Annotated in this window: 21 protein-coding genes, 1 pseudogene and 1 riboswitch; of the genes and pseudogenes, 13 read left to right on the top strand and 9 right to left on the bottom strand. The window is 72.4% G+C overall.

Translation table 11 applies throughout. The features are described from left to right. Positions 1 to 5: 5 nt before the first annotated feature. Positions 6 to 1,046, bottom strand: coding sequence for a terpene synthase family protein (locus ENC19_RS08345; RefSeq protein WP_328824182.1), 1,041 nt, complete (start codon positions 1,044 to 1,046; stop codon positions 6 to 8). A gap of 158 nt (positions 1,047 to 1,204) precedes the next feature. On the opposite strand from ENC19_RS08345, the gene ENC19_RS08340 reads away from it, so the two are divergent. Continuing rightward, complete coding sequence (locus tag ENC19_RS08340) at positions 1,205 to 1,834, top strand: UbiX family flavin prenyltransferase (protein WP_164446544.1); 630 nt, start codon at positions 1,205 to 1,207, stop codon at positions 1,832 to 1,834. 27 nt (positions 1,835 to 1,861) lie between these two features. Here the strand turns inward: ENC19_RS08340 and ENC19_RS08335 are convergent, their stop codons facing one another. Continuing rightward, entirely contained in the window at positions 1,862 to 2,131 is a 270-nt protein-coding gene (locus ENC19_RS08335; RefSeq protein ID WP_099847941.1) for a BldC family transcriptional regulator, read from the bottom strand. Between the two features lie 268 nt (positions 2,132 to 2,399). On the opposite strand from ENC19_RS08335, the gene ENC19_RS08330 reads away from it, so the two are divergent. Both ENC19_RS08330 and cds1 read left to right on the top strand, forming a co-directional pair. After that, positions 2,400 to 2,858 carry an Lrp/AsnC family transcriptional regulator gene (locus ENC19_RS08330; RefSeq protein WP_164446543.1) on the top strand — a complete coding sequence of 153 codons (459 nt, stop codon included), beginning with the start codon at positions 2,400 to 2,402 and terminating at the stop codon, positions 2,856 to 2,858. 38 nt (positions 2,859 to 2,896) lie between these two features. Further along, on the top strand, positions 2,897 to 3,988 hold the full coding sequence (gene cds1 / locus ENC19_RS08325) for an L-cysteine desulfhydrase Cds1 (RefSeq protein ID WP_164446540.1): 1,092 nt from the start codon (positions 2,897 to 2,899) through the stop codon (positions 3,986 to 3,988). Between the two features lie 16 nt (positions 3,989 to 4,004). On the opposite strand, the gene ENC19_RS08320 is transcribed toward cds1, so the two are convergent. From ENC19_RS08320 to ENC19_RS08305, 4 genes are all read right to left on the bottom strand, one after another. Then, positions 4,005 to 4,634, bottom strand: coding sequence for a putative glycolipid-binding domain-containing protein (locus ENC19_RS08320; protein WP_164446538.1), 630 nt, complete (start codon positions 4,632 to 4,634; stop codon positions 4,005 to 4,007). 77 nt (positions 4,635 to 4,711) lie between these two features. Continuing rightward, on the bottom strand, positions 4,712 to 6,163 hold the full coding sequence (locus ENC19_RS08315; RefSeq protein ID WP_164446787.1) for a DEAD/DEAH box helicase: 1,452 nt from the start codon (positions 6,161 to 6,163) through the stop codon (positions 4,712 to 4,714). Between the two features lie 198 nt (positions 6,164 to 6,361). Beyond that, entirely contained in the window at positions 6,362 to 6,802 is a 441-nt protein-coding gene (locus ENC19_RS29975; protein WP_235944621.1) for a hypothetical protein, read from the bottom strand. A 1,422-nt stretch (positions 6,803 to 8,224) separates the two neighbouring features. Then, on the bottom strand, positions 8,225 to 9,850 hold the full coding sequence (locus ENC19_RS08305; protein ID WP_164446536.1) for a C40 family peptidase: 1,626 nt from the start codon (positions 9,848 to 9,850) through the stop codon (positions 8,225 to 8,227). A 248-nt stretch (positions 9,851 to 10,098) separates the two neighbouring features. Here ENC19_RS08305 and mqnE point away from each other — a divergent pair, with 248 nt between their 5' ends. From mqnE to ENC19_RS08270, 7 genes are all read left to right on the top strand, one after another. Beyond that, positions 10,099 to 11,268, top strand: a complete 1,170-nt coding sequence (gene mqnE, locus ENC19_RS08300) for an aminofutalosine synthase MqnE (RefSeq protein WP_164446534.1) — start codon at positions 10,099 to 10,101, stop codon at positions 11,266 to 11,268. 24 nt (positions 11,269 to 11,292) lie between these two features. After that, complete coding sequence (locus tag ENC19_RS08295) at positions 11,293 to 11,715, top strand: hypothetical protein (RefSeq protein WP_164446532.1); 423 nt, start codon at positions 11,293 to 11,295, stop codon at positions 11,713 to 11,715. 37 nt (positions 11,716 to 11,752) lie between these two features. After that, the gene (locus ENC19_RS08290; protein WP_164446530.1) at positions 11,753 to 12,043 is read left to right on the top strand and encodes a DUF4229 domain-containing protein; all 291 of its coding nucleotides are present in this window, start codon (positions 11,753 to 11,755) and stop codon (positions 12,041 to 12,043) included. A gap of 165 nt (positions 12,044 to 12,208) precedes the next feature. Next, entirely contained in the window at positions 12,209 to 14,089 is a 1,881-nt protein-coding gene (locus ENC19_RS08285; RefSeq protein ID WP_164446529.1) for a M14 family zinc carboxypeptidase, read from the top strand. A 169-nt stretch (positions 14,090 to 14,258) separates the two neighbouring features. Continuing rightward, a riboswitch (cobalamin riboswitch) is annotated at positions 14,259 to 14,319 on the top strand. Positions 14,320 to 14,429: 110 nt separating this feature from the next. Continuing rightward, positions 14,430 to 15,365 (top strand): ABC transporter substrate-binding protein, encoded by a 936-nt coding sequence (locus ENC19_RS08280; RefSeq protein ID WP_164446527.1) that lies wholly within the window; start codon positions 14,430 to 14,432, stop codon positions 15,363 to 15,365. A gap of 39 nt (positions 15,366 to 15,404) precedes the next feature. Continuing rightward, on the top strand, positions 15,405 to 16,496 hold the full coding sequence (locus ENC19_RS08275) for a FecCD family ABC transporter permease (RefSeq protein ID WP_164446785.1): 1,092 nt from the start codon (positions 15,405 to 15,407) through the stop codon (positions 16,494 to 16,496). Then, on the top strand, positions 16,493 to 17,290 hold the full coding sequence (locus ENC19_RS08270) for an ABC transporter ATP-binding protein (RefSeq protein ID WP_164446517.1): 798 nt from the start codon (positions 16,493 to 16,495) through the stop codon (positions 17,288 to 17,290). The genes ENC19_RS08275 and ENC19_RS08270 overlap by 4 nt, the downstream gene beginning before the upstream one ends. A gap of 18 nt (positions 17,291 to 17,308) precedes the next feature. On the opposite strand, the gene ENC19_RS08265 is transcribed toward ENC19_RS08270, so the two are convergent. The 3 genes and pseudogenes from ENC19_RS08265 to ENC19_RS08255 form a co-directional block, all read right to left on the bottom strand. Beyond that, the gene (locus ENC19_RS08265) at positions 17,309 to 18,073 is read right to left on the bottom strand and encodes a VOC family protein (protein ID WP_235944544.1); all 765 of its coding nucleotides are present in this window, start codon (positions 18,071 to 18,073) and stop codon (positions 17,309 to 17,311) included. Positions 18,074 to 18,152: 79 nt separating this feature from the next. After that, positions 18,153 to 18,923, bottom strand: coding sequence for a VOC family protein (locus tag ENC19_RS08260; protein WP_164446515.1), 771 nt, complete (start codon positions 18,921 to 18,923; stop codon positions 18,153 to 18,155). A 135-nt stretch (positions 18,924 to 19,058) separates the two neighbouring features. After that, a pseudogene (locus tag ENC19_RS08255) lies at positions 19,059 to 21,136 on the bottom strand (HelD family protein). A gap of 174 nt (positions 21,137 to 21,310) precedes the next feature. Between ENC19_RS08255 and ENC19_RS08250 the strand changes: the two are divergent. From ENC19_RS08250 to ENC19_RS29520, 3 genes are read left to right on the top strand one after another with little or no spacing between them, the layout of a single operon-like run. After that, positions 21,311 to 21,892, top strand: a complete 582-nt coding sequence (locus ENC19_RS08250) for an ArsR/SmtB family transcription factor (RefSeq protein WP_164446514.1) — start codon at positions 21,311 to 21,313, stop codon at positions 21,890 to 21,892. A 42-nt stretch (positions 21,893 to 21,934) separates the two neighbouring features. After that, positions 21,935 to 23,254: an MFS transporter gene (locus ENC19_RS29525; protein ID WP_208020833.1), complete on the top strand. Its 1,320-nt coding sequence runs from the start codon at positions 21,935 to 21,937 to the stop codon at positions 23,252 to 23,254. 33 nt (positions 23,255 to 23,287) lie between these two features. Continuing rightward, positions 23,288 to 24,139 (top strand): menaquinone biosynthetic enzyme MqnA/MqnD family protein, encoded by an 852-nt coding sequence (locus tag ENC19_RS29520; protein ID WP_208020832.1) that lies wholly within the window; start codon positions 23,288 to 23,290, stop codon positions 24,137 to 24,139. The last annotated feature ends 16 nt before the right edge of the window (positions 24,140 to 24,155 follow it).

The raw sequence follows: 24,155 nt of genomic DNA, 5'->3' as shown, positions 1-24,155 counted from the left end.
TCGGCCTACGCGCCGGAGCAGCCGGCCGGCTCGGCGTGGGCGCCCGACGACCTGCCGCCCGACACGGCGTAGCGGGCGCTCTCCATGGTCCAGTCGATGGTGCCGCGGACGGCCCGGGCCACCCCGTCGAGGTGGGCGGCGACGGCAGGGTCCAGCGCCGGGCCGAACGAGGGCATCGTGGCGCGCAGGGCGACGAAGCGGCGCATCGACTCGTGCCAATGCCGCGCCGCCAGCTCGACGGCGGCGGGTAGCGGCACGCGGTGTGCCGTGGCCAGCGCCAGCACCAGGTTGTGCCCGCCGGAGGTGGCCACGTCCCGGTCCAGCGACGCGATGTCGTTGTACCAGGAGAGCAGGTCGTTGCCGACGTCGCGAAGCTGACTCAGCCGTGGGTGGTGGTAGACCGGCTCGGGCAGCGACCGGCCGGCGACGAACTCCACGAGCGGATACGACACGTACGCCGCCGAGGTCGCCCGGCGCAGCTCGACGTACTCCTCGACGGCGGGCGCGTGGCCGGTCGCCTTGTTGACCGCCTCCTGCCAGGTGCCGTCGAGGTGGTGGGCGACCGCGTCGGCGAAGCGTAACCGCCAGCGGGCCGGCATCCGGCGGTGCGGCTCCCGCCAGGCACCGACCAGCAGCCGGCGCAGCGGACCGGCCAACCCCGGGTGCCGCAGCCGGGGACCGCCGCGCAGCAGCGTGACCGCGCCGTCGCGCAAGGCCCGGATCTCGTCCAGGCTGACCCGCTCGGGCCCGTCGCAGGCGTCGTCGACCAGGAAGAACCAGGTGAACAGCGCGGTCAGGGTGCGCAGGTCGGCTTCGGTGGCATCGGGATAGAGCCGCCCCGCGTAGCGGGCGAAACCGGCCCGCCCCAGCCGCTCCCGCGTCGGCGCGTCCAGCGGCAGCTCGGACACCAGCCACTCCTGCACGTCATCGGCGTACGGGGAGAGCTGCGGCGCGATCGGGCAGGCGGCACGCAGCGACGGCAGGATGTGGTGGGTGGAGCCGGCCGACGACGAGATGATCTCCACATCCTTCCGGTCGGCCCCCACGGTGCTTCCGTCCCCGGCAGCATGCCAGCTCCCGATGGCCCGCGCAGACCGGCCGGGCATCGGTGGCGTAACGGCGCAGCCTCGACGATCATGGGCACCTCGGACACGCTTCCCGGGGTGCCCGTCCGGCGCCCGCGGTGACCAGGCAGGCTGATGGCATGCGCGAACCATGGGTGGTCGGGGTGTCCGGGGCATCCGGCACGCCGTACGCGGCCGCAGTCGTACGCGGGTTGCTCGACGCCGGGGAGCCGGTGGACCTGATCGTCTCCCGGGCCGCCCGGCTGACCGTGCTGGACGAGACCGGACGGCCGTTCCGGGACGCTCACTGGGCCGAAGACCTGGCCGCCTGGCTGGGGCGGGAGGTGGCCACAGCGGACCTGCGCCACTGGCCTGCCGGTGACCTTGCCGCCGGCCCGAGCAGCGGCTCCTACCCGGTACGCGGGATGGTGGTGGTGCCGGCCAGCACGGCGGCCTGCGCCGGCATCGCGATCGGTCTGTCCAAGGACCTGTTGCAGCGGGCCGCCGAGGTGAACCTCAAGGAACGTCGGCGGGTGGTCGTGGTGCCCCGGGAGACGCCGGTGACCCGCAGCCACCTGGAACACCTGATCGCGCTGCATGACGCCGGCGCGGTGGTGCTCCCGGCCAGCCCCGGCTTCTACGGCGCGGGTGCCGCCGCCTCCGCGGCCCAGCTGGTGGATTTCGTGGCGGGTAAGGTGCTCGACGCCCTCGACGTACCGCACACCCTGTTCAAGCGGTGGGCCGGAAAATTGAACGCGGACCGGACCTGACGGCCGGTCCGCGCCCCGACCCGCAATTCAGTACATGCCGGCGTTTGCCGGGCCGGCAGGGCCGGTCGAAGCGGTCGGGCCCGCATTACGCGGTCTACCCATCTCGTCCGCCTCGTCCAGCATGCCCTCCCCTTCAAGCAGGGCCCGCACCTCGGATTCCCGAAACCGGCGATGCCCTCCTGGAGTCCGGATGCTCCCGATCCGGCCCGCCGCCGCCCATCGCGTCACGGTTTTCGGGTCCACCCGAAACAGTGCGGCGACTTCACCCGGTGTCAGCAGGCGATCTCCAGTGTCCACAGCCCCCTCCTCGCATCGACGAAGCCCCCGGCTGAACACACTGCCCCCGGCCGGTGCGAGCCCAGAGCCGTCATGAGGGACGTATGGCAATTACAGCACCAGCGACCTGGCGTGTCCGCCAAACGCGAAAAACGCACTGAGTGGGAAGTTAGTAAATGGTACCGGCGTCGCGCCCTCCGAACCCCGGGTATGCGAACTGTCACCCCCTGCCAGATCAAACGGATACCGGAGTCCGGCTGCCCCGCCCCGCCGACTAGGGTCACAGTCCGTGGACGCCATCGACCTCAACCTCGTGGACCTGCTCCGTGGCAACGCCCGCCTGTCGTACGCCGAACTGGCCCGCCAGGTCGGCCTTTCCGCTCCGGCAGTGCACGAAAGGGTCGGGAAGCTGGAGTCCGGGGGCGTCATCCGGGCGTACCGCGCCGAGGTCGAGCCGGAAACCATCGGGTTGGGCGTGACCGCGCTGATCGGCATCGTGGAGGACTCCGGGGCGGACACCGACGACGTGCTGGAGGCGTTCCGGGCCATGCCCGAGATCGAGTCCTGCTACTTCATGGCCGGCGTCGAGTCCTTTCTGCTCAAGGCCCGGGTGGGCACCATCGCCGAGCTGGAGCAGCTGATCGTACGGCTGAACCGGACACCCGGGGTCGCCTCCACCCGTACCGGCATCGCGTTGTCGACCAAGTGGGAGAACCGGCCGCAGCCGGTCGCTCCGCCGACGGGCTGAGGCCCGGCTCCGCGGTTCGCCTTGCTAGGTTTCCGGGCGTGACTCATCTCGACCGGTGCGACGAGGTCAGCCGGCGGTGGGTGACCGAGGCGATCGCGGCCGTGGAGGCGGACGCGAACCGGTCCGCCGACACCCACCTGCTGCCGTTCCCGCTGCCCCGGCACTGGGGGATCGACCTCTACCTCAAGGACGAGTCGGTGCATCCGACCGGGTCGCTGAAGCACCGACTGGCCCGCTCGCTGTTCCTGTACGGGCTCTGCAACGGCTGGATCGGGCCGGGTACCACGATCATCGAGGCGTCGTCCGGCTCCACGGCGGTTTCCGAGGCGTACTTCGCCCGGATGCTGGGACTGCCCTTTATCGCGGTGATGCCCGCCTCCACCTCGCCGGAGAAGATCGCCCAGATCGAGTTCCAGGGCGGCCGGTGCCATCTGGTCCAGGACCCGGCGAAGGTGGTCATCGAGGCTCGCTGGCTCGCCGAGGACTCCGGCGGGCACTACATGGACCAGTTCACCTACGCGGAACGGGCCACCGACTGGCGGGGCAACAACAACATCGCCGAGTCGATCTACGCCCAGCTCGCCCTGGAACGGCATCCGATACCGGCCTGGATCGTGGTCGGCGCGGGCACCGGCGGCACCAGCGCCACCATCGGCCGGTACGCCCGGTACCGGCGGCTGCCCACCAAGCTCTGCGTGGTCGACCCGGAGAACTCCGCGTTCTACCCGGCCTGGCAGGCGGCCGACTGGTCGGTGCGTACCGGCCGGGGCTCGCGGATCGAGGGCATCGGCCGCCCGACGGTCGAGGCGTCGTTCCTGCCCTCGGTGGTGGACCGGATGATGCAGGTACCCGACGCGGCCTCGCTGGCGGCCATGCGAGCCGCCTCGGCGGTGCTGGGCCGGCGGGTGGGCGGATCGACCGGCACCAACCTGTGGGGTGCCTTCGGCCTGATCGCCGAACTGCTGGCCGCCGGCCGGACGGGCTCGGTGGTCACCCTGATCTGCGACGCGGGTGACCGGTACGCCGACACCTACTACGCCGACGAGTGGGTGGCCGGGCAGGGCCTCGACCTGACCCCGCACCTGGCCACCGTCGACCGCTTCCTGACCGACGGCTCCTGGCCGGTCTGACCGCCCGACCAGACCGTCAGCGGGTGGCGGCGCGCTCGGCCAGACCGGGATAGCGCAGCACGTAGCCTTCCGGGTCCACCTCGACTTCGGCGCTGAAGCCGCCGCTGGCGTACCGGAAGCGGTTCGGGCCCAGCCCGGTGTACACCTGCTCGGTGGGGAGCACGGTGAGGCTGGGCAGCAGCACCCAGGCCACGCTTATCGAGTGGGCGGTGTCGGGGGGTGCCGTGTTCAGGCCGAGCCGGCGCAGCGGCAGGGTGTTGAACAGCGGTGAGCCGCCCAGATCCACGTCCAGGGCGTCGGCCAGCCGATCCGGATCCTCCACGCCGGGCAGCCCGGCCGGGGCGTGCCCGGCGGCGGTCAGGACCGCGTCGAGATCACCCTGCTCCGCGGCGGTCACCCGCCACCGCTGGGTCGCCCGTTCCAGCCGTACGCTGCGCCGCCACCCGGCTCCCTCGACCTCGACCTCGAGCCGGACACTGGCCCAGTCGGTGTCGGTGGTCACCTGGTAGCGGCACGTGTAGGGCACCGGGTCGACGGCCAACTGGGTGCCCTGCGCCGTCAGGCCGTGGCCGTCGTCGACCAGGGCGTGCTCGGCACCGGCGGTGTCCGTACGGGTCCACAACAGTGACTTCGGCGTGGTCGGCATGAGCCGGACGTTACGCCACCCGGCGGAGCCGGGCAGCGTATGCGCCGAAGATCAGCACCGCGAGCGGAGCGCCGCGGTCAGTAGCTGCGGGCCCGCGCTCGGCCGCCCGTACCGCGCCGGTCCTCGCGGGGCCGGTCGTGCGTGCTCCGGCCCTCCGACCAACCGTTGCGATCACCGCCGAAGCGGCGCTCGCCGCGCGGGTGGTCGTGGTACCGGCGCTCGCCGCCAGGCCGGTCGCCGAAGCGACGGGGGCCACCCGGCCGGCTGCCACGCCGGGACTGCGGCTCCGGCTCGTCGCGCACCGGCACGCCGCTCGGCTCCCGTGCCCCGGTCAGCTCAGCCAGCACCGGGTCGCCGACGCGTACCCGGGACTGGGCCGGCTCCACACCGGCCTTCTCCAGCATCGCCAGGGTGGTGCGGCGCTGCTTCGGCAGCACCAGGGTGGCCACCGCACCGGTCTCACCGGCCCGGGCGGTACGCCCCGCGCGGTGCAGGTAGTCCTTCGGGTCCTTGGGCGGGTCGACGTGCAGCACCAGGGATACCCCGTCGACGTGGATGCCCCGCGCCGCGACGTCGGTGGCGACCAGGACGTTGGTGCGTCCCTCGCGGAACTCCGCCAGGGTGCGGGTACGCATCCGCTGGGTCTTGCCCCCGTGCAGCCCACCGGCCCGTACGCCCACGGCGGCGAGCTGGGTGACCAGCCGGTCCACGCCCAACTGGGTCCGGGCGAACACGATGGTCCGGCCCGATCGCGCGGCAATCGACGCGGTGACCGGGAACTTCTCCTGCGGCGGGATGAGCAGCAGGTGGTGGTCCATCGTGGACACGGCTGCGGTCGGCGGTGCGGTCGAGTGGGTGACCGGATCGGTCATGAACCGCCGCACCAGCGCGTCGACGTCACCGTCGAGAGTGGCCGAGAAGAGCAGTCGCTGCGCGTCCGCCGGCGTCTTCGCCAACAGCTCGGTGACCTCGGGCAGGAAACCCATGTCGGCCATCTGGTCGGCCTCGTCGAGCACGGTGATCTCGACGTCGTCGAGCTGGCAGACGCCCCGGTCGATCAGGTCGGCGAGCCGACCCGGGGTGGCCACCACCACCTCGACGCCGCGCCGCAGGGCATCGATCTGCCGGTCGTACGGCACCCCGCCGACGGCGGTCTTGAGGAACACGCCGACGGCCTTGCCCAGCGGCAGCAGCGCGTCGTTGACCTGCATGGCCAGTTCCCGGGTGGGCACCAGCACGAGCGCCCGTGGATGCCGGGGGCGGGCCCGCTCACCGGCGGCGATCCGGGCCAGCAACGGCAGCCCGAAGGCGAGGGTCTTGCCGGAGCCGGTCTGCCCACGGCCCAGCACGTCGCGTCCGGCGAGCGCGTCCGGCACGGTGGCCTGTTGGATCTCGAACGGAGTGGTGATGCCCTGTCGGTCCAGGACCCGGACCAACTGCCGGGGAAGCCCGAGCGAGTCGAAGGTGACCGGTGCGGTCGAGCCGGCCGGTCGCGGCGCGGCGGGGAGGTCGGGGGAGAACGGGGGCATGCCGAGGTCAGCGGAGGTGGTCAAGAAATGCCTTTCAAGCGGGGCGCATCTTCGCGATGTCCCGCTGCGGCCGTGGCCGCCGGATCTTCCGCAAGAACGCCCATGGGCGCGTGGTCACGCGCCAGGTCAATGATCAGCGACCAGTGTACGGCGGTCGGCGCCTGCCCGCCCGCGCCCGGAGCCGGGTAGTGGGCGGACTCACCAACGATCCACAAGCCGTCGGTCGTCCGGCAGGCCACCGCTCGCGCTGGGCAGCGCGTCGTTCGCGAACAGCACCACAAGGACACTGATCGCCACCAGCACCCCCAGCGCGACCGCCATCAGGATCACGACCCGGAGGGTGCCACGGGACCGCTCGGCCGCCGTGTCCGCCCAACCCTGGGCCAGGATGTGCCCGGTCAACGAGCCGGAGGTCTCCTGGTCACCGGCCGGGAACGCCACCGTCGCCGAACTCTCCAGCCCGGCGTAGTACGCGCTCAGGTCGGAACCGCCGGGACGCTGTGTCGGCGCTGGCCCGGCCGGCCGGTGCGCCTGCGCCGCTTCGGCCGGCCGGTGGGTGCGCTCCGTTTCGCCGGCTGCCCCGACGCCCGGCGGCGATGCGCTCGCGGGCGTCCCGACCCACGCGGCGGTTCCGGCCATGCTGCTCGGGGTTCGCGTCGCATCCGAATCAGCGCCCGGCGGGCCACCGCCGCGAGCGACCCGGCGGAGCCCGCGAGCGACCCGCCGGAGCCCGGGCGCAGCCCGGGACGGGACGAAGGCCGGGGCACGACCCCGGCGAACTGGGCGCAGGCTCGTCTCGGCGGCCGGCGGGATTCGTCGGCGGCGGCCAGACGGGCAGCGCCGGCGCCGGCACGACCGGAGCCGCGTCGGGCTCGCGAGGTCCGGCGGACGGAACACTTCGGGACTCGGCGGCCGGCGTCGCGCGGGTGTCGGCGGCCGGCGTCGCGCGGGTGGGGTCGGCGGTCGCCGGTGCGAGCCGATGACGCCGGCGGTGGCCGGTGGGGGCGGGAACGGCGGTGCCGGCAACGGACCCGGTGGCGGTGGCGGCGCCGGCACGGGCGGACCGGGCGGCGGTGTCGGCGGACCCGGCACTGGTGGTGCGGGACGCGGGTGGGCGGCGGAACCGGGGCCGGTCCCGGCGGGTACGGGCCGGGCGTCGGTGGTGCCGGCGCCGGCGAGGGCGGTGCCGGCGACGGTGGAGTCGGTCCGGGTGGAATCGGGCCGGGCACCGGGGATGGGGTGCCGGTTCCGGCTCGGGCGCGGGTGGCGTGGGCGGTTCGGCCGGCTCGGGCGGCCGGTCGGGCTCGGGCGGCTCGACCGGCTCCGGTCCGGCCGGCCCGACCACCTGAGCCGGAGTGGCCACCTGAGCCGGAGTGGAGCGATAGACACCCGCTGCCTTGCCGCCGCCTCCAGCGGACTGCGCCTCGTCCACGCTCACCGGGCTGAGGTTGGGTACCCGAACGCTGGCCCGTGCCGCTTTCGGTGCTGCCGGGTGCTGGTGCGCCTCGCTCGTGCCCACCGGTCCGGCGGCGGCCCGGTACGTGGTGCCCCCGCCCACGGTCGATCCGGGGCCTGCCGGTGGCTGCCCGTGGGCCACGTCGCCGGGTGCTGCAACCCTGGCGACGCCCGCCCGACCCCGGGCCGGACCCGCCGACTGGCCGACGACGTCCGCGCTCGGGCGGGAGGTCGGCGGTTGAGCAACAGGTTCGGCCGGCTCATCGACCGTTCGGTCCGAGGCGCCGCGGGTAGCCGGCCGCGACTCGACGGCGGGTGTGGGTTCCGGCTTGGGGGCAGGGGGCGGGCCCGCCGGCCCCGCCGGAACCTCTTGCTCCGTCATCGTCGCCTCCGCGCCACGCTCGCCACCGACCCGTACCGCCGGACCGGGAGTGCCTGAGTGACACCGTGCCACATTCCGCCCGTGCGGCACACCCGGAGTGCGTACCGCGTCGCGGTGTCATCAGCCGCCCGGCAGCCCGGATATCGACCGACGTCTGCACCCGCCCCGTTGCTCCCGGTGACCGGTGGGCGTCGCGGAGCCGGCGGGTGCGATGTCGGGTCAGGTCACCGTCCGCCGACCGTGGACGGGCTGGCCGAGGCGCTGTCCTCCGGTGCCGCGCTGCTCGCCGCGGTGGTCGGGTCGGCCTTGCCGGCAGTCGTGGTCGGGTCGGCCTTGGCGGCAGCCGTGGTCGGAGCGACGCTGCTGGCTTCCAGGGTCGGTGCGGTGTTCTCGGACGCGGAGGTCGTCGCCGACGGCGTCGTGGTCGCCGACCGGGTTGCCGACGGCGTGGTGGTCGCCGACGGGGTTGCCGACGGCGTGGTCGAACCCGTCGGGGTCGGTGACGGCGACGTGCTGCCCGACGGAGTGGGCGAGGGGGTCGGCGTCTTGGTCGGCTTCGGCGTCTTGGTGGGCTTGGGCGTGGGCTTCGGCGTCGGCTTGGGCTTGGGGGTCGGCGGTTGCGACGGGGTCGGCGTGGTCGTCGGTGCCGGCACCGCGCCCACCACCCGGGTCGCGGCGTAGAGCCGGGACCACCGGACCGTGGAGATCTTCACCACGTCACCGGTGGTCGGTGCGTGGATCATCTTGCCGCCGCCGATGTACATCCCCACGTGGTGGATGCTGCGCCAACTGCTGCCCGAGGCGAAGAAGAGCAGGTCACCGGGGAGAAGGGCGGTGCGGGGCACGGTCCGCGAGCTGGTCGCGCGGTACTGGTCCCGGGAAACCCGGGGCAGTTGGCGGTAACCCGCCGACCGGTACGCCGCCCACATCAGGCCCGAGCAGTCGAACGAGTTCGGCCCTTCGGCAGCCCAGACGTACGGGTCACCGAGCTGCTTGCGGGCGTACGCGACGGCGGCCTTAGCCGTGGGGTGGGCGGCCAGCCCGCCGGCGGACTGGTCGACGTAGTCGGCACCGATCTGCTGCTCGGCGGCCTCCTGCTGGCGAGCCAACTCGACAAGCTGCGCGGAGTTCTCGTCGCGCAGTTTGATCAGCTCTGCCTCGGCGTCGCGCAGTGCCTGCTGGGTGGCGGTGTACTGCTGCTGAACCCCCTGAAGCCGCGACTGGGCGGCCGTGTACGCCTGCGTCGCCACCTGCTCGTCGGCGCGGGCACGCGCCATCTCGCCGGCGGCCGGGCCGGTGTCGTGCCCGACCTTCTCGCCCCGGTTGGCCCGGCTGAGCAGATCCAGGTCACGCAGGTCGGTGGCGAAGCCGCCGGGTGGCAGCGCGGCGGCTGCCTTCATCGCCTCGGCGGCGGCCTGGTCGGCACGCTGCTGAGCCTGCTGGACCGCCCCCCGGGCGAACTCCAGATCACGCTCGGCGGTGCGGAACTGGACCTGCACCTCGTTGCGCTGCTGTTCGAGTTCGAGGAGTCGGGTGCCCAGCTCGGCGACCCGTGCCTCGGCGGCCGTGATCCGGGTTTCCAGCGCGCTGGCACCGGGAGCGCCGAGCGTCGGTGGGGTCAGGCCCGGGGTGGTACCGGCGGGCATGCCGGGTAGTTGAAGGGGACCGGTCACCGTGGGACGGGAGCCCGTGTCGGGCACCGTGACGGGAATGCCGGGCTCGGCGTACGCCGGTGCGGCGAGGACCGTGCTGGCGACCGCGGCGAGCAGGGCGGACCACAGGGCCGGACGTAGCACCGGCGAAACCGCCGGACCTCGTCGCCGCTGCCGTCCGTCCGCGCTGTCGATCATTCCGCTCCCCGTCCGGCGTTGCTCTGCCACGCTCGGTCGGCGCGGCGGTTCGGGACGCTACCAGTGTGTGTCGTGCCCCACCCTGTCTTACCTCACCCGGTGCACTGATGTCGATGTCTGGCCGGATAACGGGAGGCTGAGAGTCTGCTGTCGACGACCACGGTGTGAGTTGTCAGCGCGGCCGACGTAGGCTCGGGTGGCGACCGCGCTCGGGTCGCGACCGCAGGTGGAAGGGGACGGGGCTTTCGATGGACGCCGGACTCAAGCGCGAGCTCGAAGCGAAGGTGTACGCGGGGGAGCGGCTGACCCGTGAGGACGGGATCGCCCTCTACGCCAGCGACGACCTGACCTGGTTGGGGCGGCTGGCCCACCACAGGCGCACCGAGATGAACGGTGACCGGGTGATGTTCAACGTCAACCGGCACCTGAACCTCACGAACGTGTGCAGCGCGAGCTGCGCGTACTGCTCCTTCCAGCGCAAGCCGGGGGAGAAGGACGCGTACACGATGCGCATCGACGAGGCGGTCCGCAAGGCCAAGGAGATGGAGGACGAGCAGCTCACCGAGCTGCACATCGTCAACGGCCTGCACCCGACGCTGCCCTGGCGCTACTACCCCAAGGTGCTGCGCGAGCTGAAGGCCGCCCTGCCGAACGTCAAGCTCAAGGCGTTCACCGCGACCGAGGTGCAGTGGTTCGAGAAGATCAGCGGACTGGGCGCGGACGAGATCCTCGACGAGCTGATGGACGCCGGCCTGGAGTCGCTCACCGGTGGCGGGGCGGAGATCTTCGACTGGGAGATCCGCCAGCACATCGTCGACCACGCCTGTCACTGGGAGGACTGGTCCCGGATCCACCGGCTGGCGCACAGCAAGGGCATGAAGACGCCGTCGACGATGCTCTACGGCCACATCGAGGAGCCTCGGCACCGGGTCGACCACGTGCTGCGGCTGCGCGAGTTGCAGGACGAGACCGGCGGCTTCCTGGTCTTCATCCCGCTGCGCTACCAGCACGACTTCGTCGACTCGGCGGACGGCAAGATCCGTAACCGGATCCAGGCCCGCACCACGATGGCCTCGCCGGCCGAGTCGCTGAAGACCTTCGCGGTCTCCCGCCTGCTGTTCGACAACGTCCCGCACGTCAAGTGCTTCTGGGTGATGCACGGCCTGTCGGTGGCCCAGCTTTCGCTCAACTTCGGTGTCGACGACCTGGACGGCTCGGTCGTGGAATACAAGATCACGCACGATGCCGACTCGTACGGGACGCCGAACACCATGCACCGCGACGACCTGCTGCACCTCATCTGGGACGCCGGGTTCCGCCCGGTCGAGCGCAACACCCGCTACGAGGTGGTCCGCGAGTACGACGCCGCTCCCACGCTGGCCGAGCGCCGGGCCGAGCCGCAGCAGGTCTGGGCCTGATCCGACGCGTACCCTGGCACGACGATGACCGAGCAGCAGAGCGCGTTCCCCCGTCGGGATGCCGAGGGGCGGATCCGGACCCTGGGCGACCTGGTGGGGGTGGGGCTTGCCGGGGTGGTCATCGGGCTGCTGGTGCTGGTGCTCTTCGACGTGGCCTTCGCCTGGTTCGGTGCCGGTGAGTTCGGCCAGGCCAACGGCTGGCTGGCCGTGATCCTGCCCGCCTGGTTGTTCTGGGAGGACTTCCGGGCCTGGGGTTTCGGTGCCCCCCGGGTGGTGGCCGCGCTGGTGGCCGTGGCGACGGCGGTGGTCTCCGGCCTGCTGGTGGCCGGCCTGGCGACGACGCTGCCGCCACTGCTGTCCGGCGTGCTCGCCGCGACCACGTTCACCGTGGTGTACGCGACGATTTGGTTTCCCGGCGTGCGCTGGCTGGCCAACCGGACCGGCTGAGACGAAGTGATGACGTGAGCGAGCGGAGCGAACGAACGTGAGTGCGGCGGTCAAGTACACGCTGGGCCGGATCGGTCTGTTCGTGGTCGTGGTGGCGGCCCTCTGGCCGGTCGACATGGACATCTTCCTCAAGTTGATCCTGGCGCTGCTGTTCTCCGCCGCCCTCTCGTTCTTCCTGCTGAAGGGCTGGCGTGACGAGATGGCCGAGGAGATGGCCGCCGCCGCCGAGCGTCGCCGCGTGGAGAAGGAGCGGCTGCGGTCCGCGCTGGCCGGCGACGACCAGGCCGACGGCACGACGGGTGATCGGGCCGCCGACGAGAAGGGCTGAGCGCCCTGACAGTCGGCTCCGTGCACCGGTCGGCGGAACCATGTCGCCGGCATGAGGATCAGGCTGGGATGGACCAAACAGCGATCAATGTTGATATGACCATGTGACCGGTGGTGGGCTGTCCGCTACCGAGCGGGGGATCCCCGCGCCTCCAGGAGGTTGTCCATGGCCTTCCGTTCCATCCCCGTCCGCCGTGCCCTGGCGCTCATCGTCGCCGCCGGGCTCGGCCTGCTCACCATCGCCGCGCCACCGGTCTCCGCCGAGCCGGCGCCCAACCGGGACGAACAACCGGCCGCCGTGCCCTACCGGGTACTCGGCCCGAAGACCCTCGCCGATCGCAACGCGGTCGCCCGTACCGGCGCCGCCATCGACTACTCCGAGCACGGGGTGCTGCACGTCTCGGCCACCCGGGCCGAGGCCGCCGCCATCACCCGGCTCGGGTTCCGGCTGGAGGCGATCGCCGCGCTGCCCACCGACCGGGGGCAGGCCGACGGCGACATCGGGATCCTCGGCTTCCCGTCGGCCGACTCCAACTACCACGACTACCCGGAGATGATCGCGGCGGTCAACAAGGTGGTGGCCGACCATCCCACGATCGCGCGGAAGATCAGCATCGGCAGCTCGTACGAGGGCCGTGACCTGGTCGCGGTGAAGATCTCCGACAACGTCGCCTCCGACGAGAACGAGCCGGAGATCCTGTTCAACGCCCAGCAGCACGCCCGCGAGCACCTGACCGTCGAGATGGCGCTCTACCTGTTGAACCTGTTCACCGACAACTATGGCTCCGACTCCCGGATCACCAGCCTGGTGAACAACCGGGAGATCTGGGTCGTGCCGTCGGTCAACCCGGACGGCAGCGAGTACGACATCGCCACCGGCTCCTACCGGTCGTGGCGCAAGAACCGCCAACCCAACAGCGGATCGTCGTACGTGGGCACCGACCTGAACCGGAACTGGAGCTACAACTTCGGGTGCTGCGGTGGCTCGTCCGGCTCCACCTCATCGGACACCTACCGGGGTCCGTCGGCGTTCTCCGCACCCGAGACGCAGGCGCTGCGCAACTTCGTCAACAGCCGGGTCGTCGGCGGGACGCAGCAGATCAAGGCCAACATCGACTTCCACACCTACTCCGAGCTGGTGCTCTGGCCGTACGGCTACACGACCAGCAACACCGCGACCGGGATGAACGCCGACCAGTACAACACCTTCGCCACCATCGGCCAGCAGATGGCGGCGACGAATGGATTCACCCCGCAGCAGTCCAGCGACCTGTACATCACCGACGGCAGCAGCATCGACTGGATGTGGGCGGAGCACGGCATCTGGGCGTACACCTTCGAGCTGTATCCGGGCGGGGCCTCCGGCGGCGGCTTCTACCCGCCCGACGAGGTCATCCCGCAACAGACCTCGCGCAACCGCGAGGCGGTGCTGATCCTTTCCGAGTACGCCGACTGCCCGTACCGGGCCATCGGGAAGCAGGCGCAGTACTGCGGCAGCGGCGGTGGGGGGACCACGGTCTGGTCGGACACCTTCGAGACCGCGACCGGCTGGACGATCAACCCCAACGGCACCGACAGCGCGACCACCGGGCAGTGGGAGCGCGGTGCCGCGCAGGCCACCACCTCCAGCGGAGCCAAGCAGCTCACCCCGTACGCGGGCAGCAACGACCTGGTCACCGGCCGGCTCGCCGGCAGCGGTGCGGGTGACTACGACATCGACGGCGGGGTGACGAGCGCCCGCTCGCCGGCTGTCGCACTGCCGTCCAGCGGCACGTTGACCCTGTCGCTGGCGTGGTACCTGGCGCACGGTTCGAACTCGTCGTCGGCGGACTACTTCCGGGTCAGCGTGGTGCACAACGGCGGCACCACGGCGCTGCTCACCCAGGCCGGTGCGGCCAGCAACCGCAACGGTGCCTGGACGGTGTCGAACCTCAACCTCACCCCGTACGCCGGCCAGTCCGTCCGGATCCTGGTCGAGGCCGCGGACACCTCGACCGCCAGCCTCGTCGAGGCGGCTGTGGACAACGTCACCATCACCGCCTCCTGAAAGCGGACGGGGCCCCGCACCCCCTCGCGCGGGGCCCCGTTCCAGGGAGCAAACGGGCAGACCGCCGTTCTCCCGACGGCTCGCGGCCGGGTCTGCGGCAGCGCGACGGCCTGCCCGGCGGGGTGCCGACGCGACGTGCGCTACGGTCTTACCGACCCGTTCCAGCGAAGCCGGTGAGACACCGGCGCTGTCCCGCAACTGTGATGCCCCGTTACCGGGGACGAGCCAGGTCGCCTGGGGCGCGGTCGCGATCCGCGCTCTCGAGGAAGGGCGCCTCGCGGACGGGTGCCTCGGCTCTCTGTCGGCGAAGCAGCACACTCCTCGACCGACAGGAGGACCGATGTTCAGACGTACGCCCAGGGTCTTCGCCGCCAGCCTGGCGGTGGCCGCGCTCGCGCTCGGCGCCTGCGCCGAGAAGACCACCGACACCCCCGCCGCCAGCGGCAGCCCCAGCGCCGCCACCTTCCCCGTCACCGTCGGGTCGCTGACGCTGGAACAGCGCCCTGAAAAGATCGTCTCGCTGTCGGCGACGGCCACCGAGATGCTCTTCGCGATCGGCGCCGGTCCGCAGGTCACCGCGGTCGACGACCAGTCCAACTTTCCGGCCGACGCACCGAAGACGGATCTCTCCGGCTACCAGCCGAACGCCGAGGCGGTCGCCGCGAAGGACCCCGACCTGGTGGTGCTCAGCGACGACCGCAACAAGATCGTCGAGCAGCTCACCACGCTCAAGATCCCGGTTTACCTGACTCCCGCCGCGCAGACCCTCGACGACACGTACCGGCAGCTCACCGAGCTGGGCACGCTCACCGGTAACGCCGACGCGGCGACCGACGTGGTCCAGCGGATGAAGGACGACATCACGAAGATCGTGGCCGAGGTGCCGCAGCGTGCGCAGGCGCCCACCTACTTCCACGAGCTGGGTCCGGAGCTGTACACCGCCACCAGCAAGACCTTTATCGGTTCGATCTACAGCCTGGCCGGGCTGGAGAACATCGCCGACGCGGCCGACGCCGACGGCAAGAACGGTGGCTACCCGCAGCTGTCCCAGGAAGTGATCGTCGACGCCGACCCGGACTTCATCTTCCTCTCCGACGTGAAGTGCTGTCAGCAGAGCGCCGCGACGGTCAAGGCGCGCAGCGGCTGGGGTTCGCTCACCGCGGTGCAGCAGGACCAGGTCGTGGAACTCGACGACGACGTCGCCTCCCGCTGGGGGCCGCGCGTGGTGGACCTGCTGCGGACCATCGTGGACGCCACCGCAAAGGCCGCCGAGTGACGCTGGCCGTCGAGCGCTGAACGGATCGTGCACGACGTGCTGAAGCGTGGCCGACTCGGCCCGCCGGTCGGGGCGGTCACCCCACCCCGGCCGGCGGGCCTGCGGAAGCGTTGGCTCGCGGCCGGGGTGCTCGCGGTACTCGTCGCGCTGGTGGCCGGGGTCTCGCTCGGCCCGGTCAGCCTGCCGCCCGGCAGCGTCGCGATCGAACTGCTCAACCTGCTGCCGGGGGTAGGCCTGGACAGTGGGCTGACCGAGCGGGAGATCGCCATCGTCACCGAGCTGCGGCTGCCCCGGGCGGTGCTGGGTCTGCTGGTCGGCGGGCTGCTCGCCCTGGCCGGCGGCGCCTACCAGGGGGTGTTCCGCAACCCGCTGGCCGACCCGTACCTGCTCGGTGTCGCGGCCGGGGCCGGGCTCGCGGTCACCGTGGTGCTGACCCTGGGGGTGGGCGCGGGCGGAGCGCTGAGCGGCCTGCCGGCCACCATCCCGCTGGCCGCCTTCGTCGGCTCCCTCGGCGCGGTGGCGATGACCTACCTGCTCGGCTCCGCCGGTGGACGCAGCCGCTCCCCGGCGACCCTGATCCTGGCCGGGGTGGCCGTCTCCGCGTTCCTCAGCGCCGGGCAGACGTACCTGCTGCAACGACACGCGGAGAGCATCCAGCAGGTGTACTCCTGGCTGCTCGGCCGGCTGGCCACCGCGGGCTGGCAGGACGTCCGGCTGGTGCTGCCGTACTTCCTGGTGACCAGCCTGGTCATCCTGCTGCACCGGCGGGAGCTGGACGTGCTGTCGGTCGGCGACGACGAGGCGGCCAGCCTCGGCCTGCACCCGCAGCGGTCCCGGTACCTGCTGATCGCCGCCGCCTCGCTGGGCACCGCCGCCGCCGTCTCCGCCTCCGGTCTGATCGGCTTCGTCGGCATCATCGTGCCGCACACCGTACGGATGCTGGCCGGGGCGAGCTACCGGGTGATCCTGCCGTTGTCGCTGCTGTTCGGTGGCGCTTTCCTGGCGCTGACCGACGTGGTGGCACGGACCGCCGCCGCACCGCAGGAGATCCCGATCGGGGTGGTCACCGCGCTGCTGGGTGGCCCGTTCTTCGTGGTGGTGCTGCGCTCCGTCCGGCGGGTGCTGACGTGACCGGCTCGTCGGCCGCGCCCGCCGTCGACCTGCGGGACCTGCGGATCAGCGTGGACGGTACGTCGATCCTCGCGGGCGTCGACCTGACCGTCGCCACCGGCGAGTGGGTCACGGTGATCGGTCCCAACGGCGCGGGCAAGTCGACACTGCTGCGCGCCGTCGGCGGCCTGCTCCCCGCGCCGGACGCCGTCCGGCTCTTCGGTACGCCGATCGGCGGGCTGCGTCGCCGGGATCGGGCCCGGGTGGTGGCCACGGTCGCGCAGTCGCCGGTCGTACCGCCCGGCATGGCGGTGCTGGACTATGTGCTGCTCGGTCGCACCCCGTACATCCCGCCGCTGGGTCGGGAGTCCGCCGCCGACCTGGCCGTGGTGCACGAGGTGCTCGACCGGCTGGACCTCGCCGGCTTCCACGCCCGGGAACTGGCCACCCTCTCCGGCGGTGAGCGGCAGCGGGTCTTCCTGGCCCGGGCGCTGGCCCAGGGCGCCACCCTGCTGCTGCTCGACGAACCCACCAGCGCTCTCGACATCGGCCACCAGCAGGAGGTGCTCGAACTTGTCGACCAGCTCCGTCGTACGCACGGACTGACGGTGCTGGCCACCATGCACGACCTGTCCATCGCCGGCGAGTACGCCGACCGCATGGTGCTGCTCGCCGCCGGTCGGGTGGTCGCGGTCGGCACCCCCCGGGAGGTGCTCACCGACCGGCTGCTCGCCGAGCACTACCGGGCCAGCGTCCGTGTCGTCGACGGTGAGCACGGCCCGCTCGTGGTGCCGGTACGCCCCAGGCGACAGTAGTGCCGGCCGCAGGGTGAGTCAGGCGGGGGCGGGCACCGGGCCGAGGATGGAGAAGAACGCCCCCTGCGGGTCGGTCAGCACCGCGAACCGGCCCCGGGGCAGATCGGTCGGCGGGACGGACACGCTGCCGCCGAGCCGCTGCGCCTCGTCGGCCACCGCGTCGGTGTCGGTCACCGCGAAGTAGACCATCCAGTGCGACGGCAGGTCGCCCCACTCCTCGCCGACCATCGGCATCATCCCGGCCACCTGCTGGCCGTCGCGCTGCCAGGTGGTGTAGGTGATCGCATCCATCGGCTGGTCGTCGGCCGTCCAGCCGAAGACCGCACCGTAGAACTCCTTGGCCCGGTCGGGCTCCCGGGTGGTCAGTTCGGCCCAGGTCAGCGCGCCCGGCACGTCGAAGACCTCCGCGCCGGAGAGGCCCAGCGACTGCCACACCCCGAACGACGCGCCGGCCGGGTCGGTGAGCACCGCTGAGCGACGGGAGTCGGACACTTCGACGGGGCCCGAGCGGAGCCGCCCACCGGTGGCCGTCGCAAGTTCACAGGCCGTGTCGACATTCTCGGTGGCCAGGTAGGGCGTCCAGGCCGGCTGCCCGTCGTCGGTCGGGCCAGCGCCGGCCACCGGTCTGCCCTGCTGGTGGAAGACGAGACGGCCGGTTGGCGGTTCGCCGGTCGCCTCGGCGACCGCCCAGCCGAACAGCGGTGCGTAGAAGCCGGCCGCCGCGGCGGGATCGCTGGTGAACAGGTCGACCCAGGCCGGCCTTCCCGGTGGAATGCTGGTCATGCGCGTAGGCTCCGGTTTCCGTCGGTGATGGGCGGGGTGGTCCGAGCGTCGCATTCGGGTCCGACACCCCGCTGGCGATTCAGCGCGTCCCGGTGAGGGCGATGACGTGGAACAGGGCACCGTGGGGGTCGCGGAGCGCGGCAAAGCGGCCGGCCGGGATGTCGCGGGGCGGCACCAGGATCGTGCCGCCCAGCTCGGCGGCGCGCGCCGCGCTGGCGTCCGCGTCGGCCACCGCGAAGTACACCGACCAGTACGCCGGGCCGTCCGAGGGGAACTCGTCGCCCAGCGGCGGCATCATCCCCGCCACCAAGCGGTCGCCGAGCCGCCAACCGGTGTAGGCGACCTGGCCCATCGGCTCCTCCTCCGGCTGCCAGCCGAAGACCAGCTCGTAGAAGATCCGTGACCCGCCCGGATCGGGGGTGACCAGTTCGGTCCAGCTCATCGCACCGGGCACGTCGAACACCTCGGCCCCCGCGAAGGCCATCGGCTGCCAGACACTGAACGCGGCCCCGGCGGGATCGGTGAAGACCGCCATCCGACCCCGGTCGAAGACCTCGAACGGCGGCACCACCACCTGTCCACCGGCCCGCTCCACCCGGCCGGCGACCAGATCCGCGTCGTCGGTCGCCACGTACGTCGACCAGATCGGCACCTGGTCCGGTACGGCCGGTGGGCCCGCCCCGGCCACCGCCCGCCCGTCCAGCAGGAAGACCGTGTACCCGCCCGCCTCCGGCTCGGGGTCGACCCGGCCGGTCCAGCCGAACAGTTCCGGGTAGAACCGCCGGGCCGCGTCGAGTCCCGGCGTCGCCAGGTCGGCCCAACAGGGCGTACCCGGCGCGACGCTGACCACGGCCACCCCTTCCGGCCCGCGGCGACCACCGACCGGTCGCCCCTCCCGGCATGGTGGCACCGGTGCGCCGCCGTTCGGGGCGGAAACCGGGGGAACGTCAACTGAACCGGCGACCCGGTCCCGTCCGGTCGAGAGTCAGCCGAGCGGGGCGGGTAGCGGCGTGGCGTGCAGCACGGACAGCCGGGACACCGCCCGGGTGAGCACCACGTACAGCCGGTTCAGGCCGCGTGGCTCGGCGGTCGCGATGGCGGCCGGCTCGACCGCGATGACGTGGTCGTACTCCAGGCCCTTGACCAGGGTCGCGGGCATCACCGTGACCCGCGCGCCGGTGGCCGGCCCGTCGGGGGTCACGGTCTGCACCCCCGCCTCGGTCAGCGCCGACCGCAGCCCGTCCACGGCGTCGTCGGCGGCGATAACCGCGATCGACCCTCGAACGCGAGCGCCGTCCGCACCTCGGCCACCGTCGCGGCCGTCAGATCGCGCACGGTACGCACGTCGAGGGTGCCGTCGTTGCGCAGCGACTCGGCCGGCGGCACGTCGACGGCCAGCGCCGGCAGCAGCCGGTTGGCGAAGGAGAGCACGGCGGCGGGCACCCGGAACCCGATGGTCAACGGCACCACCGTCGCGTCCGGCTTGCCCAGGTGGCGCAGGCTCTCCCGCCAGTCGCTGGCCGCCCACGGCGCGGTGGCCTGCGCCAGGTCGCCGAGGAGCGTGAGCGAGCCGTGTTCGCTGCGCCGGGCGATGACCCGGCACTGCATCGGGGAGAGGTCCTGGGCCTCGTCCACCACGACATGGCCGTAGCCGCTCGGCCGTTCGAGCAGTCCGGCCGCCTCGTCGATCAGCACCGCGTCGGCGGCCGTCCAGCGGGTCGCCTTCGCCGTCCGTCCCAACCCGGTGCCGGTGGCGCGCCCGGTCCCGGGTGCCGGGCGGGTGAGCAGGAGTTGCTCGTCGGGCGTGAGCAGACCGTCAGCGGCCTGGGCGAGCCGGTCCGAATCGGTGTACAGCGCGTGCAGCAGGCCGTCCGGCGTGAGTGCCGGCCAGACGGCGTCCAGGAATCCGGTGACCGGCTTCGACCGGCTCATCCGGCGCAGCCACGCGTCGCCCGGTGATTCCGCCCGTCGGGCCTCGGCCTGCCGTTGCAGCAGTCCGACCACGCGGGCCCGGACCCGGTCCCGCCCGACCGCGTACGGCAGTCGTTCCGCGCGGGTGTCCTGGATTAGCCGGTGCAGCGGCTCCAGCCCGATCCGCCAGCGGAACGAGCCGTCGGAGACGAGCACCGGCTCGGCCGGCTCGCCGACGTACGCGTCGACGGCCCGGCGCAGCACCTCGGCCATCCGGGCGTCGTGCTTGAGCGTGGCCACCGCGGGCGGGTCCGCCGCGCGGACCGGCACCCGGGTGACAAGGTCCTCCACGGTGGCCTGTTCCACCTCGACCTCACCGAGCGCGGGCAGCACCGCCGCGATGTAGCCGAGGAAGGCCCGGTTCGGTCCCACGACCAGCACCTTCGACCGGCGCAGCCGCTCCCGGTGCAGGTAGAGCAGGTACGCCGCCCGGTGCAGCCCGACGGCGGTCTTGCCGGTGCCCGGGGCGCCCTGCACGCAGATCGAGTCAGCCAGGTCGGCCCGGACGAGTTCGTCCTGCTCAGGCTGGATGGTGGCGACGATGTCGCGCATCGGCCCGACCCGGGGACGTTCGATCTCGGCGGTGAGGATCCGGCTGGCCGTGCCGAGTTCCTCGCCCCGGTCGAGGTGCTCGTCCTCGAAGCTGGTCAACTTCCCGTCGCCGAAGCCGAACCGGCGGCGTACCGCCAGGCCCTGCGGATCGCGGGCACTGGCCCGGTAGAACGTGCGGGAGATCGGTGCCCGCCAGTCCAGCACCAGCGGCTCGCCCTGCTCGTCGGTGACATGCCGGCGGCCGACGTGGTAGCGGCGGCCGGCGTGTTCGGCATCCGCGTCGCCGAAGTCGAGCCGGCCGAAGAAGAGCGGGGTGCGCGGGTCGTCGGCCAGTTCGGCGACCCGCCGGGCGAGGTGCCGGCCGAGCTGTTCGGCGGTGTACGCATCTCCGGCCACCTTGTCGCCGGTGGCGAAGAGGGCCTCGGCGCGTTCCCGCATCTGGTGCAGCGCCGCCCGCGAGCGGGTCAGGTGCGCCCGTTCGGCGGCCAGTTCGTCGTCCAGCGCGGGTGGCTGGGAGATTTTATCGGCGTGCAGGCTCATCCACGGACTCCTCGACGCGGGAAGAAGGCTGCCGCTCGCGTTTCCGACACGTGGGTCGGCGCGGGGACGTCCGCTGCGGTGCTACTCACCGCGGCCGTCAGGCGGAACGAACAGCCTACTCCCGGGACTGCCGTGGACAACCGGTTTTCCCTCCGGTCGGGGGATCATGGGGACATGACGCAGGCGCACTCCGAGCCACCCCGGGTGACGATCAGCGACCCGCAGACGCTGCGGGCGCTCGCTCATCCGGCCCGGCTCGCGATCATGGAACACCTGGCGACGACCGAGGGCGCGATGACCGCCACCGAGTGCGCCGAGGTGGTGGGCCTGTCGCCGAGCGCGACCAGCTACCACCTGCGGGCACTTGCCAAGTTCGGCCTCGTGGAGCAGGCGCCGAGCCGGGGGGACGCCCGCGAGCGACTGTGGCGTGCCGTGGTCCAGCAGTGGACCATCGACGCCGGCCGGGACGCTGACCCGTCGGTACGCGACGCCGAGCAGACCCTGGTGGAGGTTTTCCTGGCCCGGGGACTTGAGCGCAGCCGGGACTGGCTGCGCCGGGCCCCGGACGAGTCCGAGGAGTGGTATCGCAGCGCGATCCTCAGCGAGTCGTTGCTGCTGCTCACCGCCGAGGAGTTGGCGGAGTTGAACGAGGCCGTGACGGCTCTGCTTCGGCCGTACCGGAAACGCACCCGCTCCGATCCGCCGCCGGGCGCCCGCCGGGTGGCTGTCCAGTACCGGGCACTGCCGCTGGCCTGAGGGTGCTTGCGTCCACCAGATATGAAGCATTACTTTCGAAGTATGTCCTTCATATCTGGCGAATCGCGGTGGGCGGACGTCGCCCTGGCCACCTCCGCCCGTGGGTTCGCCACCTGTGGGCAGTTCCTCACGGCCACGACCCTGACGCTGAGCCTGCAGACCTCCGGGGCGGGCGGCAGCGCCGTCGCCGGCATGCTGTTGGCGGCGACCCTGCCGCTCGTGGCGCTCGCCCCGCTGACCGGGCGGCTCGCCGATCGGGTGGACAGCCGAGCGCTGCTGGTCGGTGCCGGGACGGCCCAGTCGGCGATCTGCCTCGCGCTGGCGTACACCGGGCATCCGTTGCTGGTCGTGGGTCTGGTCGCGCTGCTCGCCTCCGGTCTCGCCGTCGCCCAACCGGTGCTCGCCGCCCTGGTGCCCGCGATGGTGCGCGCCACGGACCTGCCCAGGGCGACAGCCCTCAACCAGACCGCCGGCATGCTCGGCGTCCTGGCCGGACCGGCCCTGGCCGGGTTCCTGGTGGGCGGTTTCGGCACCCGGGTACCGCTGCTTATCGCCGCGGTCGGCTATCTGGCGCTCGTCGTCGCCGGCCTGCTGGTCCGGACCCGCAGAGGCGGCGCGCGGCGCGTGACAGCGACCGGCGATGGCCCCTCGGTGGGCGTGGATGCCACGGACGCGGAGCTGGCCGGTGGCTGGCGGCTGCGGCGGGACCCGCTGCTGGTGGCGATGGTGGCCACCCTGGCCGGCGTCATAGCAGCCATCGGCGCGATAAACGTCATCGAGGTCTTCTACGTACGCGAGACCCTCGGTGCGTCGGCCTCCGTCTACGGCCTGGTGACCGGCGCCTGGACGCTCGGGGTGCTCTGCGGTGCGTGGATCTTCGCCCGGGTGGCCGGCCGGCTCGCCGACGACGGCGCCCTGGTCCAGGGCGGCCTGTTGCTGCTCGGCGGCTGCTGCCTGGCGGTGCTGCTCTCGGTGACGGTCCCTTCCGCTGCGCTGCTGGTGCCGCTCTGGCTGCTCGGCGGCCTCTGCAACGGCGGCGACAACGTCTTCCACAACCTGGTGGTGGCGCGGCGGGTACCCGAGGCGGCGCGCGGGCGGGCCTTCGCCGCCGTGGGTGCCTCGGTGCAGGGCGCGGCGATGGTCGGCTACCTGCTCGGTGGTCTGCTGCTGGAGGCGACCGCACCACGCCCGCTGATCGTCGGCTGCGGGGTGGCCGGGCTGCTGGTGGTACTGGGCTTCGTGGCACCCGTCCGCCGAGCGGTCCGGGCCGAACGCTCCCGCGTCCGGCAACTCCCGCCGGCTGGCCCTGCGCAGACCGGGCCGGCTGGTGCGGGGTTGGCCACTTCCGCGACGTCCGGCTGAGCAGGTCACCGGCGGCGGGGATACGGTCGGGGCATGGTCGAGCGCCTTGCCCGCCCCCGCGTCGGGCACATCCAGTTCCTCAACTGCCTGCCCATCTACTGGGGGCTGATGCGCTCCGGCGCCCTGCTCGACGTCGACCTGCGCAAGGACTCACCGGACCGGCTCAGCGCCCAACTCGTCGCCGGTGATCTGGACATCGGGCCGATCACCTTGGTCGAGTACCTGCGGCACGCCGACGAGCTGCTGCTCCTGCCCGACCTGGCGGTGGGCAGCGACGGACCGGTGCTGTCGGTCAACCTGGTCAGCACCCGGCCGCTGACGGACCTTGACGGCGCCCGGGTGGCGCTGGGTTCAACCTCGCGGACCGGCGTGCTGCTCGCCCAGTTGCTGCTGCGCGAGCGGTACGGGGTCCGTCCGGAGTACTTCCGGTGCCCGCCGGACCTGACCCAGATGCTGTTGGAGGCCGACGCCGCGGTGCTGATCGGCGACGTGGCGCTGCGGGCGATGTACGAGGCACCCCGACAGGGGCTGACCGTGACCGACCTGGGCCAGGCGTGGCGGGAGTGGACCGGACTGCCGATGGTCTTCGCCGTCTGGGCGGTCCGCCGTGACTTCGCCGCCGCCCATCCCGGCCTGGTCAAGGAGGTGCACGAGGCGTTCCTCCGCTCGCGTGACCTGTGCCTGGCCGAGTTGGACCAGGTTGCCGAGTCGGCGGCCCGATGGGAGCCGTTCGAGGCCAGCACGCTCGCCGACTACTTCCGTACCCTGGATTTCTCCCTCGGCGAGCGCCAGATCGCCGGCATCCGCGAGTTCGCCCGCCTCACCGCCACCCACGGCGAAACCCCGCCACTACCCGCCACCGGCCCCGCCTTCTTCACCCGCTGACCCGCGGGTGCGGCAG

Source organism: Verrucosispora sioxanthis (assembly GCF_010560025.1).
Lineage (GTDB): Bacteria > Actinomycetota > Actinomycetes > Mycobacteriales > Micromonosporaceae > Micromonospora > Micromonospora palythoicola.
The sequence above is the reverse complement of the archived record's forward strand: the minus strand, read 5'-3'. Positions and strand labels throughout refer to the sequence as shown.

Excerpts from the sequence above, each read along its gene's own strand:
- ENC19_RS08280 (WP_164446527.1), top strand. The coding sequence starts at position 14,430 with ATGTTCAGACGTACGCCCAGGGTCTTCGCCGCCAGCCTGGCGGTGGCC.
- ENC19_RS08320 (WP_164446538.1), bottom strand. The coding sequence starts at position 4,634 with ATGCCGACCACGCCGAAGTCACTGTTGTGGACCCGTACGGACACCGCC.
- mqnE (WP_164446534.1), top strand. The coding sequence starts at position 10,099 with ATGGACGCCGGACTCAAGCGCGAGCTCGAAGCGAAGGTGTACGCGGGG.
- ENC19_RS08265 (WP_235944544.1), bottom strand. The coding sequence starts at position 18,073 with ATGACCAGCATTCCACCGGGAAGGCCGGCCTGGGTCGACCTGTTCACC.
- ENC19_RS29975 (WP_235944621.1), bottom strand. The coding sequence starts at position 6,802 with ATGGCCGGAACCGCCGCGTGGGTCGGGACGCCCGCGAGCGCATCGCCG.
- ENC19_RS29520 (WP_208020832.1), top strand. The coding sequence starts at position 23,288 with ATGGTCGAGCGCCTTGCCCGCCCCCGCGTCGGGCACATCCAGTTCCTC.
- ENC19_RS08250 (WP_164446514.1), top strand. The coding sequence starts at position 21,311 with ATGACGCAGGCGCACTCCGAGCCACCCCGGGTGACGATCAGCGACCCG.
- ENC19_RS08285 (WP_164446529.1), top strand. The coding sequence starts at position 12,209 with ATGGCCTTCCGTTCCATCCCCGTCCGCCGTGCCCTGGCGCTCATCGTC.
- ENC19_RS08340 (WP_164446544.1), top strand. The coding sequence starts at position 1,205 with ATGCGCGAACCATGGGTGGTCGGGGTGTCCGGGGCATCCGGCACGCCG.
- ENC19_RS08305 (WP_164446536.1), bottom strand. The coding sequence starts at position 9,850 with ATGATCGACAGCGCGGACGGACGGCAGCGGCGACGAGGTCCGGCGGTT.
- ENC19_RS08315 (WP_164446787.1), bottom strand. The coding sequence starts at position 6,163 with ATGCCCCCGTTCTCCCCCGACCTCCCCGCCGCGCCGCGACCGGCCGGC.
- ENC19_RS08295 (WP_164446532.1), top strand. The coding sequence starts at position 11,293 with ATGACCGAGCAGCAGAGCGCGTTCCCCCGTCGGGATGCCGAGGGGCGG.
- ENC19_RS29525 (WP_208020833.1), top strand. The coding sequence starts at position 21,935 with ATGTCCTTCATATCTGGCGAATCGCGGTGGGCGGACGTCGCCCTGGCC.